Source organism: Streptomyces sp. NPDC001889 (genome assembly GCF_053594535.1).
The window spans coordinates 389,340-406,228 of sequence record NZ_JBSFER010000001.1 but is presented as its reverse complement, the minus strand read 5'-3'; the positions used below and the strand labels follow the sequence as shown (position 1 = coordinate 406,228).

The 16,889-nt window shown below is 73.8% G+C and carries 9 protein-coding genes; 3 read left to right on the top strand and 6 right to left on the bottom strand.

The window, feature by feature from the left end; translation table 11 throughout:
- Nucleotides 1–130 precede the first annotated feature (130 nt).
- Nucleotides 131–1,513, bottom strand: a complete 1,383-nt coding sequence (locus ACWCRA_RS01840) for a serine/threonine-protein kinase (RefSeq protein WP_451066595.1) — start codon at nucleotides 1,511–1,513, stop codon at nucleotides 131–133.
- Between the two features lie 213 nt (nucleotides 1,514–1,726).
- Here ACWCRA_RS01840 and ACWCRA_RS01835 point away from each other — a divergent pair, with 213 nt between their 5' ends.
- Complete coding sequence (locus ACWCRA_RS01835; RefSeq protein WP_451066625.1) at nucleotides 1,727–3,313, top strand: CBS domain-containing protein; 1,587 nt, start codon at nucleotides 1,727–1,729, stop codon at nucleotides 3,311–3,313.
- A 209-nt stretch (nucleotides 3,314–3,522) separates the two neighbouring features.
- Here the strand turns inward: ACWCRA_RS01835 and ACWCRA_RS01830 are convergent, their stop codons facing one another.
- Together ACWCRA_RS01830 and ACWCRA_RS01825 are read right to left on the bottom strand one after the other, a co-directional pair.
- A complete protein-coding gene (locus tag ACWCRA_RS01830) occupies nucleotides 3,523–4,860 on the bottom strand; it encodes a class I SAM-dependent RNA methyltransferase (protein ID WP_351543271.1) in 1,338 nt (445 codons plus the stop codon).
- 184 nt (nucleotides 4,861–5,044) lie between these two features.
- Nucleotides 5,045–7,093 (bottom strand): APC family permease, encoded by a 2,049-nt coding sequence (locus tag ACWCRA_RS01825; RefSeq protein WP_351543268.1) that lies wholly within the window; start codon nucleotides 7,091–7,093, stop codon nucleotides 5,045–5,047.
- Nucleotides 7,094–7,315: 222 nt separating this feature from the next.
- Between ACWCRA_RS01825 and ACWCRA_RS01820 the strand changes: the two genes are divergently transcribed.
- Nucleotides 7,316–7,984: a potassium channel family protein gene (locus ACWCRA_RS01820; protein WP_351543265.1), complete on the top strand. Its 669-nt coding sequence runs from the start codon at nucleotides 7,316–7,318 to the stop codon at nucleotides 7,982–7,984.
- Nucleotides 7,984–8,652, top strand: a complete 669-nt coding sequence (locus ACWCRA_RS01815) for a potassium channel family protein (RefSeq protein ID WP_351543262.1) — start codon at nucleotides 7,984–7,986, stop codon at nucleotides 8,650–8,652. Before ACWCRA_RS01820 ends, ACWCRA_RS01815 begins: the two co-directional genes overlap by 1 nt.
- A 205-nt stretch (nucleotides 8,653–8,857) precedes the next feature.
- On the opposite strand, the gene ACWCRA_RS01810 is transcribed toward ACWCRA_RS01815, so the two are convergent.
- From ACWCRA_RS01810 to ACWCRA_RS01800, 3 genes are all read right to left on the bottom strand, one after another.
- A complete protein-coding gene (locus ACWCRA_RS01810) occupies nucleotides 8,858–9,817 on the bottom strand; it encodes an ATP-binding cassette domain-containing protein (protein WP_351543260.1) in 960 nt (319 codons plus the stop codon).
- Complete coding sequence (locus ACWCRA_RS01805) at nucleotides 9,814–12,513, bottom strand: FtsX-like permease family protein (protein ID WP_451066594.1); 2,700 nt, start codon at nucleotides 12,511–12,513, stop codon at nucleotides 9,814–9,816. Before ACWCRA_RS01805 ends, ACWCRA_RS01810 begins: the two co-directional genes overlap by 4 nt.
- An 873-nt stretch (nucleotides 12,514–13,386) precedes the next feature.
- The gene (locus tag ACWCRA_RS01800; protein ID WP_451066593.1) at nucleotides 13,387–16,761 is read right to left on the bottom strand and encodes an FtsX-like permease family protein; all 3,375 of its coding nucleotides are present in this window, start codon (nucleotides 16,759–16,761) and stop codon (nucleotides 13,387–13,389) included.
- Nucleotides 16,762–16,889 lie beyond the last annotated feature (128 nt).

The window sequence follows — 16,889 nt, the reverse complement described above, 5'->3', positions numbered from 1 at the left end:
TGCCTCTCGGGTCGTTTCTGGTCATGTGAAGGGTAGGCGCTGCGCCGTGTCCCGGGAGCGGGTCCCGCCGTGACCGGTCGCGGCGGGGTGGAGGGCGCCGCCCGCGAAGAGTGGTCTCCGCCGGGGAGTGCTACAGCGCTCCCCGGTGGGCGTACGCCTTCCGCAGCTCCTCGGCGACCTGGAGGGCCGGCCGGGGCGGGGCCGGCCGGGCGGGCGGCGGCGTGGCGGGGTCCGCGGGGTGCGGCGGCGCGAGCGGGTAGCTCGTCGGCAGGCCGGGTTCCGGTGCCGGGGTCTCGTCGGCAGAGGGCCCGGGGAGGGCGTCCGCGTCCGGATCGACCAGCGTCGGTGTGTATCCGCCGGGTGTGTCCACCGGGGCGGCGGGTCCGTCCTCGGCGGCCCACTCGATCTCGTCGGTGTCGACGATGCCGAAGAAACCCGGGTCGAGGTCGTCCGTCGCACCCGGAGCCCAGGGAGAGTCCGGCTTCCCACCGTCGTCCACCGCCTTCTGGGCAAGGCTCCGGATCTTTGGGTCGGCGCGGCCGGAGAGGGCCTCGGGGGGAAGCACCGGTGTCAGCCCCGCGGCCTCGACGGTCGCCCGGAGTTCCTCCGCCGCGAGTCCCGGGGTCAGCTCGGCGCCGACGAGGACGGCCTGCAACCCCATTTCGACGCTGTCGAGGTCCGGACGCAGTCCTGCGGCGGGGACGAGGATCTGCCCCAGCAGGGGGAGGAACCGGGCATCGACACCGGCCCAGTCCGGGGGCGTGGGCATCGGCGCCACGGAGTAGGGCGGCCGACCGGTCAGCGCGAAGAACAGCATGGCACCGAGGGCGTACACATCGGCCGGTGTGTCGACGCTGCCGAAATTGTGGAGCTGTTCGTACGGGGCGTACGGCCACGACCCCAACTTCTCCCCCGGCCCGGTGATGGCCTGGCTGGTCCGGCGCTCGGCGAGCACCGCGAGCCCGAAGTCCAGGACGACCGGACCGTCCGGGCCGAGGACCACGTTCCCGGGTTTGAGGTCCCGGTGCAGCAGCCCGGCGCCGTGGATCGCGCGCAGCGCGTCCACGAGAGCGAGGCCGAGGGCCGCGCAGGGGCCCGCCGCCAAGGGGCCGGATCGCCGCACCATGGTGTGCAGGTTCGGCCCCGCGATGTAGTCCATGGCGAACCAGGGCTGGAGAGACTCCGGCGGAGCCGCGGCGATCAGTGCCGGAACCCGGTCGCTGACGACGGCCCGCACGGCGTCGATCTCCCGGTCGAAGCGCTCCAGGGCCCCGGGCAGCCCGTCCAGCAGTCCGGGCTGGATCATCTTGACGACCACCAGCCGTGCCCCGGCCGCGTCCGCACCGCCGTCCGGCTCGGCCAGACGGTACGCGGCGGCCAGTTCACCGCTCAGACCCTCCAGCGGAAGCGGCCGTGCCAGATAGGCGATGCCCATGCCGCCTTCCCCGAGCCGGGCGAGCAGTTCGAACGGTCCCACCACACGCGGGTCGGCATCGGCGTCCAAAGGTTTCATCGGCGTCCCCCACGCGATCGTCACGGCCCTCGCCCCACCACACGGCTGTCGATCAGTCTACGGCGGCCATATCCGAACGCCCGTGCCTTGTCAGACGGCCCGGGTGCCATGGCATGACTGATTTCCACCGGTGGCCACCCGCGCCCGGCGTTAGTCTCATCGTGCGCGGTCGTGGTGATCGTTTGACATGTTCCTCAGGGGGAGGGGGCCGTGATGCGGGCCTGGGTCGTCAGGGCGGGAGAGAACGGGGAGCGGGAGAGCACCGCGCTGGAGGAAGGCGTGCTGCTCGTCGGCTGGCAAGGGCTGGGCGATCTCGCCGCCACCGGCACACGGGACGAGATCAAGGCCGCCGTGGCCGCCGCGTACCCCGACGAGGGTCCCTACACGGTGGGGAACTGGACCGGCCAGATCCACCGCTTCGTCCACGAGATACGGGACGGGGACCTCGTTGTTCTTCCGCTGAGGTCCATGCTGCTGGCCGTCGGCCGGATCTCGGGCGGATACGCGTACCGCTCGGACGCCTCCGACGGGCAGCGTCACATCCGGCGGGTCGAGTGGCTCGTCAAGGACATCGGCCGGCAGTCGGTCCAGTCGGATCTGCAGGACAGCATGGGATCCCTGCTGACCGTTTTCGAGCTCAGCCGGTTCGGGGCCGCGGAACGCATAGCCGCCTTGGCCGAGGGGAAGCCGGACCCCGGCCGCCCGGACGCGGACGAGTTCGCGGCCACCCTCACCGAGCCCGCCAAACTCTACGAGGAGGTACGGCGCCGCAGCGCCGACGAGCCGCTCACCCTGTCGATCAGGGACTTTCTGGCCGTCTGGGGTGTTCAGCGCCGCTACCCGTCGGTGATCGAGCAGATCGAGAAGAATCTGGAGGACCGTGGCCTCGTCACCGTGCCGCCCTTCACGGAAGGCAGCCTCGAGAGCCAGATCGCGGTTCTGGCGGGAGGTGCCGAACCCGACGAGGCGGGGACGAGTGCCGTGACCCGGCTCACGGTCACGACGAGCCTGTCGGCCGTGGTCCAGCACGCGGCTGACGCCGCCGGGCACCTGGCGGACGACGGCTCCCGGGTGGGGACGGTTGCGTACCGGGTGAGCAACCTGGACTCGGCCAACCGCATGCCCGACTGCGTACGGGTCGGGGACGACCTCAGCACGGCCAGGACGCTCATGGTGCTGCGTGATTACAGCCAGCTCCCCGTCCTCGACGAGGACGGGCGGCTGCGCGGAGTGGTCAGCTGGGAGTCGATCGGACGCGCCCAGATGGCCGATTCCGGAGCAGGTCTCGCGGCCGCGACGGTGCGGGCCCAGGAGGCGGACCGGTCCGATGACCTGCTCGACTGGATCGGGACCATTCAGAAGTCCGGCTATGTTGTCGTCCGCGACCACGAACACAAGGTGTGCGGCCTGGTCACCGACTCCGATCTGACGGTTCAGTTCGGCATCCGGGTGCGTCCCTTCGTCCTCGTTGAGGAGATCGAGCAGCGCCTGCGCCGGATCGTCGACCGATGCATTCCGATCGACCGGGTACGGGCCGTCGTGCCAAGGAACCGCGCGTCCCGGGTGAACTCCGCAGCCAACCTGACCTTCGGCGCTTACGGGCACCTCCTCAAGGTTCCCGAGAACTGGTCCGCGGTGGGGTGGTCCATCGACCAGCAGTATTTCCTCACCGCCCTTGAGGAGTGCCGCAACTTCCGCAACGGTCTGATGCACTTCAGTCCGGACCCCATCACCGACGAGCAACTACGCCCGGCTCAGGGGTTTCTTGAGCTGTTGCGTTCTCTGGATCCGCAGAACTGAGGCGAGGGTTCAGCTGCCGGAGCCGACGTGACGTCCGCGGCCACCAGCGGTCGGACTCGCCGGCACGGGTGGCGGGTAGGGGTGGAGCGACCGGCTGCCCGCCGGCGGTCTGCCCGCCTGCCGGTCCTCCCTCCCGAGCGTCATTTCAGCGTCAGGACATCGCCCGTAACGCCCACAACGCACATCATGCGCATCGGTAAAACCTCAGGTCAGGCGTCCTTCTTCACCGGCTCCAGAATCGCCACGCACTCCACGTGGTGCGTCATCGGGAAGAGATCGAACGCCCGCAGTGTCCGCGACCGGTACCCCGCCTCGCGGAAGTACGCCAGGTCGCGGGCGAGGGCCGCCGGGTCGCAGGCGACGTACGCGATGCGGCGGGCGCCCAGGGCGGCCAGTTGGCGGACGGTCTGCTTGCCCGCGCCCGCGCGGGGCGGGTCCAGGACGATCAGGTCGGTCTCGGTGATGCCCGTGCGGGGGAGGATCTGGTCGACCTTGCCGTGTTCGACGCGGACCCGGTCGAGGTCGCGGAGGTTGTGGCGGGCGTCCTCCACCGCGCGCTTGGAGGACTCGATGCCGAGGACCGCGCCCTGGTCGCCGAGGCGTTCGGCGATGGCGCCCGCGAACAGGCCGACGCCGCAGTAGAGGTCGAGGGCGCTCTCGCCCTTGCGTGGCATCAGGCCCTGCATCACGGCCTTCACCAGGGTGTCCGCCGCCTGCGGGTGGACCTGCCAGAAGCCGCCCGCGCCGACCCGGTAGGTGCGGCCGTCGGCGCGCTCGCGCACGAAGGCGCGGCCGTGGACGCGGTGCACCCCTCCGTCGCGCTCGTCCACGCGCAGGACCGAGACCGGCTTGTCCAGCTCCACCAGGGGGAGCCGGCCGCCGGGGGCCGGGGTGAGGATGACCTGGCGGTCGCTGGAGCCGGACGCCGAGATCGCCTCCACGCTCGCCATCTGCGGCCACGCGCGCTTCTCGATGCCCAGCTCGCTGACGCCGGGCGCCGCGATCATGCAATGGTCGACCGGCTCGACCTCGTGCGAGCGGTGCTTGCGCAGCCCCGCGTTGCCCTCCGCGTCGATGGCGTACTGCACCCGGGTGCGCCAGGCGGGCACCTCGCCCGCGGGGAGCTTGTCCCCGGGGGCGGGCATGACCGTGCCGTCCCAGCCGGCCTCCTCGGGAGTGAGGCCCGCGAGGCGCTGGAGCTGTTCGGCGATCACTTCGCCCTTGAAGCGGCGCTGCACGCCGGGCTTCACATGCTGCCAGTCGCAGCCGCCGCACCGGCCGGGTCCCGAGAACGGGCACGGGGCCTCGATCCGGTCCTTCGACGCCTCGACGATCCGCACGGCGTCGGCGCGGAGGAAGCGGGAGTCCTCGTCACCGTCGGTGACCCGGGCCACGACCTTCTCGCCGGGGAGGGTGTGGCGCACGAAGAGCACCCGCCCCTCGTCGGTGCGGGCGATGCAGTGCCCGCCGTGGGCGACGGGGCCCACCGTGACCTCGTACTCCTCACCGACCAGCGAAGAAAGCGAAGAATCGGACGCGTTCTGCATGGCGGGGTGACTCCAGGGTTTCGGGGTGCGGGGCGGTCGCCTACCCCCGGGGGCGCGACCTGCGGGCCCGGATGCACGGGCAGCTCATCAGTCTACGTCGGTGAGAGCCGGCCGGCCGCCCACCGAGCCGCCCCCCCCCGGCCCGCCGAGCCGGCACCCGCCCCCCCGCAGTCGCCCGCCGCCCTCACTCCCGGCCGCTCGGCTCCCTGGGCCGCTCGTCCACCGGCCCCCGCCGCACCGCTCCCGGCGCGCTCCAGTTCTGCCGTCTGCGGGCCCGCTTGCGCGCCGCCTCCGACGAGACCAGCTGGTACGGCACCGAGGTCACCATCACCCCGGGGGTGAAGAGCAGCCGCCCCTTGAGCCGCAGCGCGCTCTGGTTGTGCAGCAACTGCTCGTACCAGTGCCCCACCACGTACTCGGGGATCACCACGCTGACCACATCGCGCGGGCTCTCCCGCCGCAGCCCCCGCACATACTCGACCACCGGCCGGGTGATCTCCCGGTAGGGCGAGTCCAGGATCTTCAGCGGCACATTGATCCCGCGCCGCTCCCACTCGTCCCGCAGGGCCTTGGTCTCGGTGGGGTCCACATTGATGCTGACGGCCTCCAGCTTGTCGACCCGCATCAGCTTGGCGTACGCCAGGGCCCGCAGCGTCGGGCGGTGGATGCGGGAGATCAGCACGATGGCGTGCACCCGGGACGGGCGCACGCTGTCCGGGCCGGGCTCGTCGGGCGCCGCGATCTCCTCCGCCACCCGGTCGTAGTGCCGGCGGATCGCGCTCATCACCCCGTAGAAGATCAGCATGCCCAGCAGCGCCACCCAGGCGCCATGGGTGAACTTCGTCGCCAGCACCACCACGAGCACCAGCCCGGTGAAGGAGGCGCCGAAGGCGTTGATCGCCCGGGAGCGGATCATATGGCGCCGCTTGGCCGGATTCCGCTCGGTCCGCAGATGGCGGTTCCAGTGCCGCACCATGCCGGTCTGGCTGAGCGTGAAGGAGACGAAGACCCCGACGATGTAGAGCTGGATCAGCTTGGTGGAGTCCGCGCCGTACACCCACACCAGCAGCGCCGCGGCCCCGGCGAGGAGCACGATGCCGTTGGAGAAGGCGAGCCGGTCGCCCCGGGTGTGGAGCTGGCGCGGCAGATAGCGGTCCTGCGCCAGTATCGAGCCGAGCAGCGGGAACCCGTTGTACGCGGTGTTGGCGGCCAGGAAGAGGACCAGCGCGGTGGCCGCCGCGAGCAGCACGAAGAAGAAGGTCCCGTCACCGAAGACCGCCGCCGCGACCTGGGAGATCACCGGGTCCTGCACATACGCGTCCCCGACCGGACGGCCGTCGCTCAGCAGATCCCGCGCCGGGTGCTCGGCCATTTTCACATCGGTGGCCATGGCGAGACCGATGATGCCGCAGAACATGGTGGTCGCCAGCAGCCCCATCAGCAGCAGGGTGGTGGCCGCGTTCCGCGACTTCGGCTTGCGGAAGGCGGGCACCCCGTTGCTGATCGCCTCCACCCCGGTGAGCGCGGCACAGCCGGAGGAGAAGGCCCGCAGCAGCAGAAAGACCAGCGCGAAACCCGCCAGCCCCTGATGCTCCGGCTTGATCTCGAAATCGGCCGTCGGGGCCTTCATGGTCTCGCCGAGAACCAGACCCCGGTACGCCCCCCAGGCGACCATGAGGAAGACACCGGCGACAAAGACATATGTCGGAATCGCGAAGAGCTTGCCCGACTCCCGCACCCCGCGCAGATTCATCACCGTCAGCAGCGCGATGATGCCGACCGCGCAGAGCACCTTGTTCTCGACCACGAACGGGATCGCCGAGCCGAGATTCTCCACTCCGGAGGAGATGGAGACGGCCACGGTCAGCACATAGTCGACCAGCAGAGCGCTCGCGACCGTGAGACCGGCCTTCGGGCCGAGATTGGTGGTGGCGACCTCGTAGTCACCGCCGCCGCTCGGATAGGCGTGCACGTTCTGCCGGTAGGAGGCCACCACCGTGAACATCAGGACCACGACGGCCAGGGCGATCCAGGGGCTGAAGTGGTAGGCCGACACGCCCGCGATCGACAGCACCAGCAGGACCTCGCCGGGCGCGTACGCCACGGAGGACAGCGGGTCGGAGGCGAAGACAGGCAGCGCGATGCGCTTCGGAAGGAGTGTCTCCCCCAGCCTGTCACTGCGCAGCGCCCTGCCGATCAGAATGCGTTTGGGCAGATCGGTCAGTTTGGACACGGAGAGGATCGTAAGCGTTCGAATGGGCCACGCCCCACCCACCACCCCCGGCCTCCGGCGGAATCTCCCGTTCCCGCAGATACCCGGTGTCCGTGCCCTCCCGCGTATGTGTAGCTTGGGCCAAGGTCTGAGACTCTTTAAGCCAGAGCACCGTCAAATACTGAGTAAATACTGAGCAAAGAAATGCCACGCGACACGGCAGTGGCAGCCGGAAGGACGGTCGTGCACATCGTCATCATGGGATGCGGGCGAGTGGGAGCCGCTCTCGCGCAGACCCTGGAGCAGCAGGGGCACACGGTCGCGGTGATCGACCGGGACCCCACGGCCTTCCGCCGGCTGGGCTCCTCGTTCGGCGGCCGTCGCGTCACCGGCGTCGGGTTCGACCAGGACACCCTGCGCGAGGCGGGGATCGAGGACGCCGGCGCCTTCGCGGCCGTCAGCAGCGGGGACAACTCCAACATCATCGCCGCGCGTGTCGCCCGCGAGATGTTCAACATCGCGAATGTCGCGGCCCGGATCTACGACCCGCGCCGCGCCGAGGTGTACCAGCGCCTGGGCATCCCGACCGTCGCCACCGTCCGCTGGACGGCGGACCAGATGCTGCGCCGGCTGCTGCCGTCCGGCGCGGAGCCGCTGTGGCGCGATCCGAGCGGTGGGGTGCAGCTCGCCGAGGTGTACACCTCGCCCGCCTGGATAGGGCACAAGGTCAGTGAGCTCCAGGACGAGACCGGGGTGCGGGTCGCCTTTCTGACCCGGCTCGGCGAGGCCGTGCTGCCCACCTCGCAGACCGTGTTCCAGGAGGGCGACCTGGTGCACGTGATGATGCGCACGGACGAGATCGAGAAGGTCGAGGCGGCCTTCGCCGAAGGCCCCGAGGAGGAGGGGCACTGATGCGGGTCGCTATCGCGGGCGCCGGCGCGGTGGGCCGCTCCATCGCCGGGGAACTGCTGGAGAACGGGCACGAGGTCCTGCTCGTCGACAAGGCGCCGACCGCCATCTCGGTGGAGCGGGTGCCGCTGGCCGAGTGGCTGCTCGCCGACGCCTGCGAGATCACCTCGCTGGACGAGGCGGCGCTCCAGCGCTGCCATGTGGTCATCGCCGCCACCGGGGACGACAAGGTCAATCTCGTGGTCTCGCTGCTGGCGAAGACGGAGTACGGGGTGCCCAGGGTCGTCGCCCGGGTCAACAACCCCAAGAACGAGTGGCTCTTCAACGAGTCCTGGGGTGTGGATGTCGCCGTCTCCACCCCTCGGCTGATGTCCGCGCTGGTCGAGGAGGCGGTGAGCGTCGGCGATCTCGTACGGCTGTTCCGCTTCAGCCACGGCGACGCCAACCTGGTGGAGCTGACGCTGCCGCCGGAGTCGGGGCTCGCGGGCACCCAGGTGGGCGATGTGGCCTGGCCCGAGGACACCTCACTGGTGACGATCATCCGGGGGTCGAGGGTGCTGACCCCGACCCCGGAGGAGACGCTGGAGGCCGGGGACGAGCTCCTCTTCGTGGCGGCACAGGCCCGGGAGGAGCAGCTGGAGGAGCTGCTGTCGGTGCGCCGGGAGATGTAGCGCGAGGGCGGGGCGGGGCGGGGGCCGAGGGTGCCCGGGGGACACCCCGGCCCCGGCCCCGCTTCCGTACCGCCCACGCGGCCTGCGCCGACCCGAACAGACGTACGGCACGCACGGCCCGTACCACCCCCGTACAGCACGCACGGCCCGTACGGCACACACGACCCGTACGACCTGTACGGCACACGCGCCCCCTCCCGGAGGGCTACCGCTCCGCCGGATCGTCCGGGCGGATCTCGATGTGGTCCGGCTCCAGCTCCAGCAGCACCCGGTCCCGCATCCCCAGCGCCTCGGTGTACTCCGCCGGAAGCTGGAGCCGGCCCGCCCGGTCCAGCATCGCGTACTCCCGCGCCACCACCGACTCCTGGCCCGTCGCCGTGTCGACCTCCCGGCGGCGCAGGATCTCCGTGGAGGTCCTGCCGTCCCGGATGGCCACCGTGCGCCGCACCTCGGAGGCGACCGCCTGGTCATGGGTGACGATCACGATCGTCGTCCCCAGCTCCTCGTTGGCCCGGCGGAACGCCGCGAAGATCTGCTCCGCCGTGTGCGAGTCCAGCTCGCCCGTCGGCTCGTCCGCCAGCAGCACCGAAGGCTCGTTCGCCAGCGCCACCGCGATCGCCACCCGCTGCTGCTGACCGCCCGACATCTGATGCGGGCGCCGGTCCCGGCAGTCCGCGACCTCCAGCAGCGCGAGCAGCGACTCGGCCCGCTCCGCCCGCTTCGCCGCCCGCCCGGTCACCCGGCCCCGCAACTGCATCGGCAGCGCCACATTCTGCACGGCCGTCAGATACGGCAGCAGATTGCGCGCCGTCTGCTGCCAGACGAAGCCCACCACCTCGCGCCGGTAGCGCAGCCGCTCCTTCGACCCCATCGCCAGCAGATCGCGCCCCGCGACCTTCGCCGCGCCCGCCGTCGGCTCGTCCAGCCCCGCGAGGATGTTCATCAGCGTCGACTTCCCACTGCCGGACGCGCCCACCAGCGCCATCAGCTCGCCCTCCCGGACCAGCAGATCCAGGCCCTGGAGCGCCTGCACCTCGACCCCGTCGGCGGAGAAGATCCGTACCAGCCGGTCACAGGTGATCAGCGCGTCATGGCCGTACCCGGGGGACTCGCGCCCGGCCGTCGCCCGCTTCTCCAGCTCCCGCAGATCCAGGGAATCGGTCATCGTGTGTCTCCCACCCTCAGCTCGGTCGTCGTCCCGCTCCGGGTGGTCAGATACGCCTGCGCCGCGGCCACCCCCGCCGCGATCACCACCACCGCCAGCGCGGGCAGCAGCAGACTCCACTCGTCGGGCCGCAGCCGCACCGCGCCCAGCGAGTCGAACCGGCCCTGTCCGGTCAGCGCCAGCCGGGCCAGATCGATACCCGGTGTCAGCAGGGCGATCGTCGCCCACCCCACCAGCGCCCCGCCCACCCCGGCCAGCAGGGTCTGGGGCAGGCTCTCCAGGATCAGCAGCCGCCGGCTCTGGCTCCGGGTCAGCCCCATGGTCCGCAGCCGGGCCAGCAGGGCGACCCGCTCCGGAGCGGCCTGCGTCAGCGACAGCAGCAGCGCGAGGATCGCGTACCCCGCGCCCGCCACGGCCGCCGCGGTGTAGATCTCCCCGGCGCCGCGCTGCACCGGGGAGTCGTCGAAGGCCGCCCGTTCGACGGAGCGCACCAGCACATCGGCCGAGCCGGGAGCCGCGGCCCGCAGCGCGTCGGCGGTGAGCGAGCCGCCGCTGACCAGAAGGGTGGTGGGTTTCCTCGGCACCGGCAGCCCCGCCGCGTCGACCACCAGGAAATCGCCCTCGGACATGGCGGGCGTCGCCGGGCGCACCCCCGCCACCCGGACCGAGAGCACCCCGTCGGTGGTGGCGACCGTGGCCGTCCCCTCACCCAGCCGGGCGGCCACCGACGGGCTCGCGAGGACGGGCATCGTCCCCGAGGCCTCCTTCAGCTCACCGGCCCCGAACGCCCCGAGACCGGTGGCGCGGGCCAGCCGCGCGTAGCTCTCCGGTTCGACGGCGATCAGCGTCACGATGCCGTGGTCGCCGTCCATCAGATCGACGTCGAACTCCCGGCGCACGGAGACCACCTCCCGCACCCCGGCCACCGCGCGCACCCGTTCGGCCGCGCCCCCGGGCAGCTCGTCCGCCGCCTCGATCCGGGCGTCCGCGCCCACCGCGGCGAGCGTCGCCCGGTCCCGGGCGTCGGCGACGCCGGCCAGCACCGAACCGCCGAACGCGGCCGTCGTCAGCGCCAGCAGCAGCGCCAGCACGGGCAGCGCGGTGGTGGCGGGCGAGCGGCCCGCCCGCGCCAGCGCCAGAAAACCGAGCACACCCCGGCGCCGCGCCATGGGCAGCGCGAGCAGCCGCAGCGGCAGCGGATACAGCCGTACGAGAAGGAGGGCGGCGGCCAGCCCCACCAGCACCGGCGCGGCGCTGATCAGCGCGTCCGCGTCGCCGTCGGAGGTACCGCGCCGGCGCAGGGCGCCCGCCGCGGCCACCGCCAGGACCAGCACGGTCAGCTCGGCGACCGTGCGGCGGCGCGAGGGCCTCGCGCGGGCGACATCGTCCCGTTCGCCGTGCAGCCGGACTCGGCGGTGCAGGAAGGCGGCCCGCAGCGGCAGCGCGGCACAGGCGACGAGCGCGACGGCACCCGCCGCGAGCAGGGACGGCGCCAGGTGCCCGTCCGGCACCACGACCAGGGCGAGCGCACACCCGGCGGCAGCCGCCGGCAGCACCGGAACGGCGACCTCCGCCAGCAGCCGCCCGGTGATCCCGAGCACCGAACCGCCGCGTGACCTCAGCAGGGCCAGCTCGCTGTGGCGCCGGGCCGCCGCCAGCCCGCCCGCCATCAGCAGCACGACCGCGGCGACCGCCCCGACCCCGGCCGCGCCCACCGACACCACCGGGCGGATCGCGGACAGCGTGCCGTCGAAGCCGCCGAGGAGGTCGTCCAGGCCCGATTCGGCGTTCAGTTCGGGTGAGACGGTGGTGCGCAACCGGGCCTGCACCGGACCCCGCTCCACCGAGGCCACCGCGCTCCTCAGCGCGGGCAGATCGCCGACGGCCAGCCCGTCCGGCGCGATGGCGATCCGCCAGTACGCCTCGCTCTCGCCCAGCGCGAGCAGCGCCGGTCCGGCCTCCGGCGGGAGCAGCAGCGCCGCGTGCCAGTAGGGCAGCACGGGGCTCGGCGTCCAGAGCTTCCCGGGCTCGCGCAGCACCGGCTCCACTCCCCAGTACGCCTGCTCCGGGCGCAGCGGCTCGACGATGCCGGTCACCGTGACGGCGAGCGGCTCCCCGGTCACCCGGGGCAGATGGATGGTCGAACCGGCCTTGATACGGAGGGCGGTGGCCGTCTTCCGGGTGACCGCGGCCTCCACCCGGCCGGTGGTCGGCTCGGTGGCACCGGCCCTGGGCAGCCGCCCCGAGCGGACCGTGGCGTGCGCGGACAGCTCGGAGCGGGTGGCGACCGTGAAGACCGGGGAGCCGCCGTCCAGGGCGGGCAGCCAGGCGTCGGTCGCCGCGACCGGTTCGAGAATCCGCGCACCGTACACGGACTGTCCGGCCGCGACCCGCAGCGGCTCCGGCAGCCGGCCGGTGATCTCGCGGTACGCCTCCCCGAGCCGCTCCCCGCGCAGCGCGGCGACCCGGTCCTCGGGTTCGCCCTCCTGGTCGGGCGGGGCCGCGAACGAGAGCCCGCTCTCGGCCGGTACGGCGGTCCTCAGCTCATGGCGCAGCCCCGCTCCCTCGTACGCGTCCACCGCACGCGGGAACACCGAGGCGAGGAACGCGGTGACGGCGACGAGCACCGCCAGCGCGAGTGCCGCGCCGGGGGCGCTGCGCAGCCGGGTCCGTACCCAGGGGGCGACCGCCCTCATACCGTTCGCCTCTCTGAGAACACTGTCCGCGCGGACGCGCGGCCGGGCCGTCCCCGGCCCGGTGCCGCTCCGGTCCCGCCCGCGCCGGGGGGACGGCCCGCCGGGGCGGGGGTGGTGCGCCGGGGTACGCGGGCGCCGGGCGGGTCCGGGTACGGAAGTGGTGCGGGCCCGCCCGCCGCGGCGGAAGCGGCCGGACGCGGCGGAGACGCCCAGGGAGGCGCGGCGGTGCCCGCCGGGGCGGCGGGCGGGGTGATCACGGCGCCCGCCCGCCCGGTGTGCCGGCGGTACCGCATCCGGGCCCCGGGCGGCCGGGCCCGGTGGCGCGCCGGTGTGCCGGGCTGGTTCGCGCCTGGTGCTGGTGTCCCGGCGGGGGAGTGCGGGGTCGTCGGTGTGGCGGGCTGGTCCGTGCCTGGTGCCGTTGTCCCGGTGGGGGAGTGCTGGGCCGCCGGTGGTGTGCCGATGGCGGGGAAATGTGGCGTTGCCGGTGTGGCGGGCTGGTTCCCGCCTGGTGCCGGGGTCCCGGTGGGGAAATGCGGGGCCGCGGGTGTGCCGGACTGGTCCGTGCCTGGTGCCGTTGCCCCGGCGGGGGAGCGCTGGGCCGCCGGTGGTGTGCCGATGGCGGGGAAATGCGGCGTTGCCGGTGTGCCGGGATGGTTCCCGCCTGGTGCCGGGGTCCCGGTGGGGAAATGCGGGGCCGCGGGTGTGCCGGGCCGGTCCGCGCCCGGTGCCGGTGCCCCGGCGGGGGAGTGCTGGGCCGTCGGTGGTGTGCCGATGGCGGGGGAGCGCGGGTCCGCCGGTGTGCCGAGGGGTCCGGTGGCCCGGACGGTTCCGGCGGCCGGCTTCCGGGGGGACGCGTACGCGCGGGCGGTCATCTCACTCGCCTCCCCGGACGCGCAGCGCCGCCGGGTCGTCGCGGCGCAGGGCCAGCGCGGCCACGATGAGCACGGGGGCGGCGGCTGTCGCCGCGAGGAGCAGGGCCACCCGGGCGAGCGGCAGCTCCACCAGGACAGCGGGCACCGGCTGGGTGGCCCGGCCGGTCAGCACGATCAGCGGGACGACCGCCCGGGTGAGCACCACCCCGATCCCCGCCCCGATCGCCAGCGCCAGCGCGATCAGCGGGAACCCCTCGGCGGCCAGCAGCGACGCGAGCTGCCGCCGGGGCGCGCCGAGCGCCCGCAGCACGGCGAACTCCGCCGACCGCTCGCGCAGCGCCCCCACGGTGGACACCGCGAACCCGACCGCCGCCAGCGCGCCGGCCGCGATCGCCACCGCGAGCAGCGCGGACTGCGGTCCCGCGCCCAGCGGGTCGTCCTGGAGCGCGGCGGCGATCTCGTCCCGCACCAGGATCTGCCCGGAGTCCAGCTCGGCCCGGTCCCGCAGCGCGGACGCCACCCCGGCGGCGGCGCCCGGCTCGGTGAACAGCCACCACTCGGTGGGCGGGAGAGCGGCGTCGGGGCGGCCGGCGAGCACCTGGTTGACCGAGCGCAGATCGAGCAGCAGCGCCCCGCCGTCGGCGGGCGCGGGACCGGAGCCCGCACCCGCACCCGCACCCGCGCCCCCGGCATCGGCGACCGCCGACGCGGCCGTCGGCCCGGTGGTCGGCAGCTCCCGCACCGCCCCCGCGATCCGCACCTTCACCCCGCCGCCCGGCATCGGCACCTCGATCACCGAACCGACCTTCGCGGCACCGGCCCGCAGGAACGCGTCGGTCGCCAGCGCCGAGGGCATCGGCGGCGCGGGCCGCTCCGGCGTCACCCGCACGGTCGCCGACCGGTCGTTGCTCCAGCCACCCCACTCCGCCTTGCCCATGTGGTACGTGATGTCCAGCGGCGTCCCGGGGGAGGAGCGCAGGCTCTTCACCTCGGGGCCGGCCTCGGAACCGTCCGGGGCGGGCTCGGTGTTGGTGGTCGCCTTCGCCCGCCAGGCCGTACCCCCGCCGACGGCGACCGCACGGGCCCCACCGTCCCCGGTGACCGCCCGCAGCGAGTCGAGTGTGAACCGCTTCACCGCGATCCGGCTCGGATACCCCGTCTCGTCGAACTCGACGGCGGTGAGCGCGAGCGGCCCGGCCGGCCGGCCCGAGGGGGCGTCGGCCGCCGCCGCGAGATCGAGGGTCAGGGTCCGCCGCTTCCCGTCCGGCGGCAGCGAGCCGACGGGAATCCGGTACGGCACCCCGAACCGGTCCTCGACGGTCGCCACGACCTCCGTACCGCTGGGCTCCTCGGTCCCGTCTCCACCGGGGGCCGGGCGGACCGTGACCCCGAACTCCAGCCGCTCCGTCTCCTCGGGCAGCACGATCCCGGCCCGCGCGTCACTCCGCCCCGGCGGGCGCAGCGCCGCGAGGACATCCCCGGAGCCGCCGTCCACCAGATCGTCACGGAGCCGGAACCCCTCATCGGCGCGCGCCGTGTCCAGCGCCAGCACCGACGCCTCCCGGCCCGCCGACAGCGGCATCCCGGCGCGGGCGGCCGGCACCGCCGCCCGTACGCCCGGCAGCGCGCCGTACACCCCGCCCTGCCCGAACTGCCGCACCGTCCCGCCGCCCAGGACCCGTACCGGAGCCCCGGCGAGGAAGTCCGCCTGGTCGTCCTGGGACCGGTCCCAGGACGCGCCCTGGCCGATCGCGAGCATGCCCATGGCCACCGCGAGCACCAGCAGCAGCACCGGGCCCGCGCCGCGCATGGGCCGGCGGCTGAACTGCCAGCCCGCCAGCGGCGCGGTCAGCCCCCGGCCACGGGCCGCGCGGCGCTCCGCGAAGCGGGCCGCCGGCGGCAGCAGCCGCAGGGTCAGCACGGTTCCGGCGAGCAGCGCGAGCGCCGGGGCGACGACCAGCAGCGGATCGATCCCCAGCTCCCCCTCGCCGTCGCCGCTCAGCGCGCCACTGCCCGAGGTGCGCCGCTCCAGCTGCCAGTACGCCACCCCGGCGACGGCGAGCAGCGCCACATCCGCGCCGGCCCGCAGCGGCGCGGGCAGCGCCCGCGCCCGGCCGCGCGGGGCCCGCGCGGCGGCGAGCGCCGGGACGGTGACGGCCACCGCGCACGCCAGCGCCACCAGGCCGCCCGCCAGCCAGACCCGCGCGGTCGCCCCGGTGTCGATCCGCAGACCGATCCTGGCCAGCAGGCCCTGCCCGGCGAGCAGCCGGGTGAGCGGTCCGGCGAGCAGCGGGGCGCAGACGGCGGCGGGCAGCGCCAGCAGCAGCGCCTCCAGCGCCGCGAGGGAGGCGATCCGGCCCCGGGACGCGCCCCGTGCCCGCAGCACCCGGGTCTCGCTCTCCCGCTCGCTGGTCAGCAGCCGGGCCACCAGCAGCAGCGCGTACCCCGCGAGCAGCACCAGCTGGAGCGCAACGATCAGGAGCGTCGCCCGCGAGACCAGCAGCGCCCGCTCCAGCCGGTCGAGGGTCTCGGGCAGCGCCGTGCGCGCGACGACACCGCTCTTCAGGGAGGGTTCGGCGGAGAGCAGCCGCTGGCTCTTCGCGGCGGCCTCGCGCAGGGCGCCGATCCGGTCGGAGGTGAGACCGCTGAAGTCGGCGGAGGCCGTCCAGGCCAGTTCGCCCTTGCTGATCCGGCCGGACGCGAAGACGGCGGGGTCGGTCAGCAGGGGGCCGTAGGCGGTGTGGCCGCTCTCCTTGCGGACCCCGCGCCCGGCGAGGTCGTCGAGGCGCCAGTAGGGGTCGGTGCGGTCGTGCGGCCGGTAGACCCCGCTGACCCGGATGTGGACGGGTGCGCCGCCGAGGCGGTCACCGAGCTTCAGCACCCGGGGGCCCGGCGCCATCCCGAGCCGGTCGGCGGCGGCCTCGGGCAGGGCGACCTCGGTGACGCGCCCGTCCGCGGCCCCGGGCCAGCCGCCCGCGACCAGCCGCACCCGGGAGCGGTCCACGACGGCGAAGGTGGCCAGATCGGGTTCCCCCGCGCGCTCGGCGCGGGGCCGCGGACTCTCCGGGAGGGCGTACGGCCCCGAGAGGTCGAACTGGCGCAGGGTGACCGGCAGCCCGTCGAACGCCCGCTGCGCGCCGCGCCGGGCGTCCCGTGCGGCGGCGGCCCGGTCGCCGCCGGGCGTCTCCGAGGTGATCATCAGCGCGGCGGCCGACGCGTCCCTGGTCCGCAGCGCGTGCCGGAGCCCGGCGTCCCCGACGGATGCGGCGAAGGCGGTCAGAGTCGCCAACACGGCGGTGGTGAGCAGTACGGCGAGGAGTGCGGCGGCGAGGAGCAGCCGGTGTCCGCGCGCACGGAGAAACAGAAACCGCCCCACCGTGAGTCCCCCTGATGCCGTGCGTCCCCCGAAAGCCCTTTCGACAGGATGCTTTCAGAGGACACCGAACCAGGAGAACGGCAAATCGCGGGACTTGATGAGATCGTGACCGGCGGTCGCCGGCCACG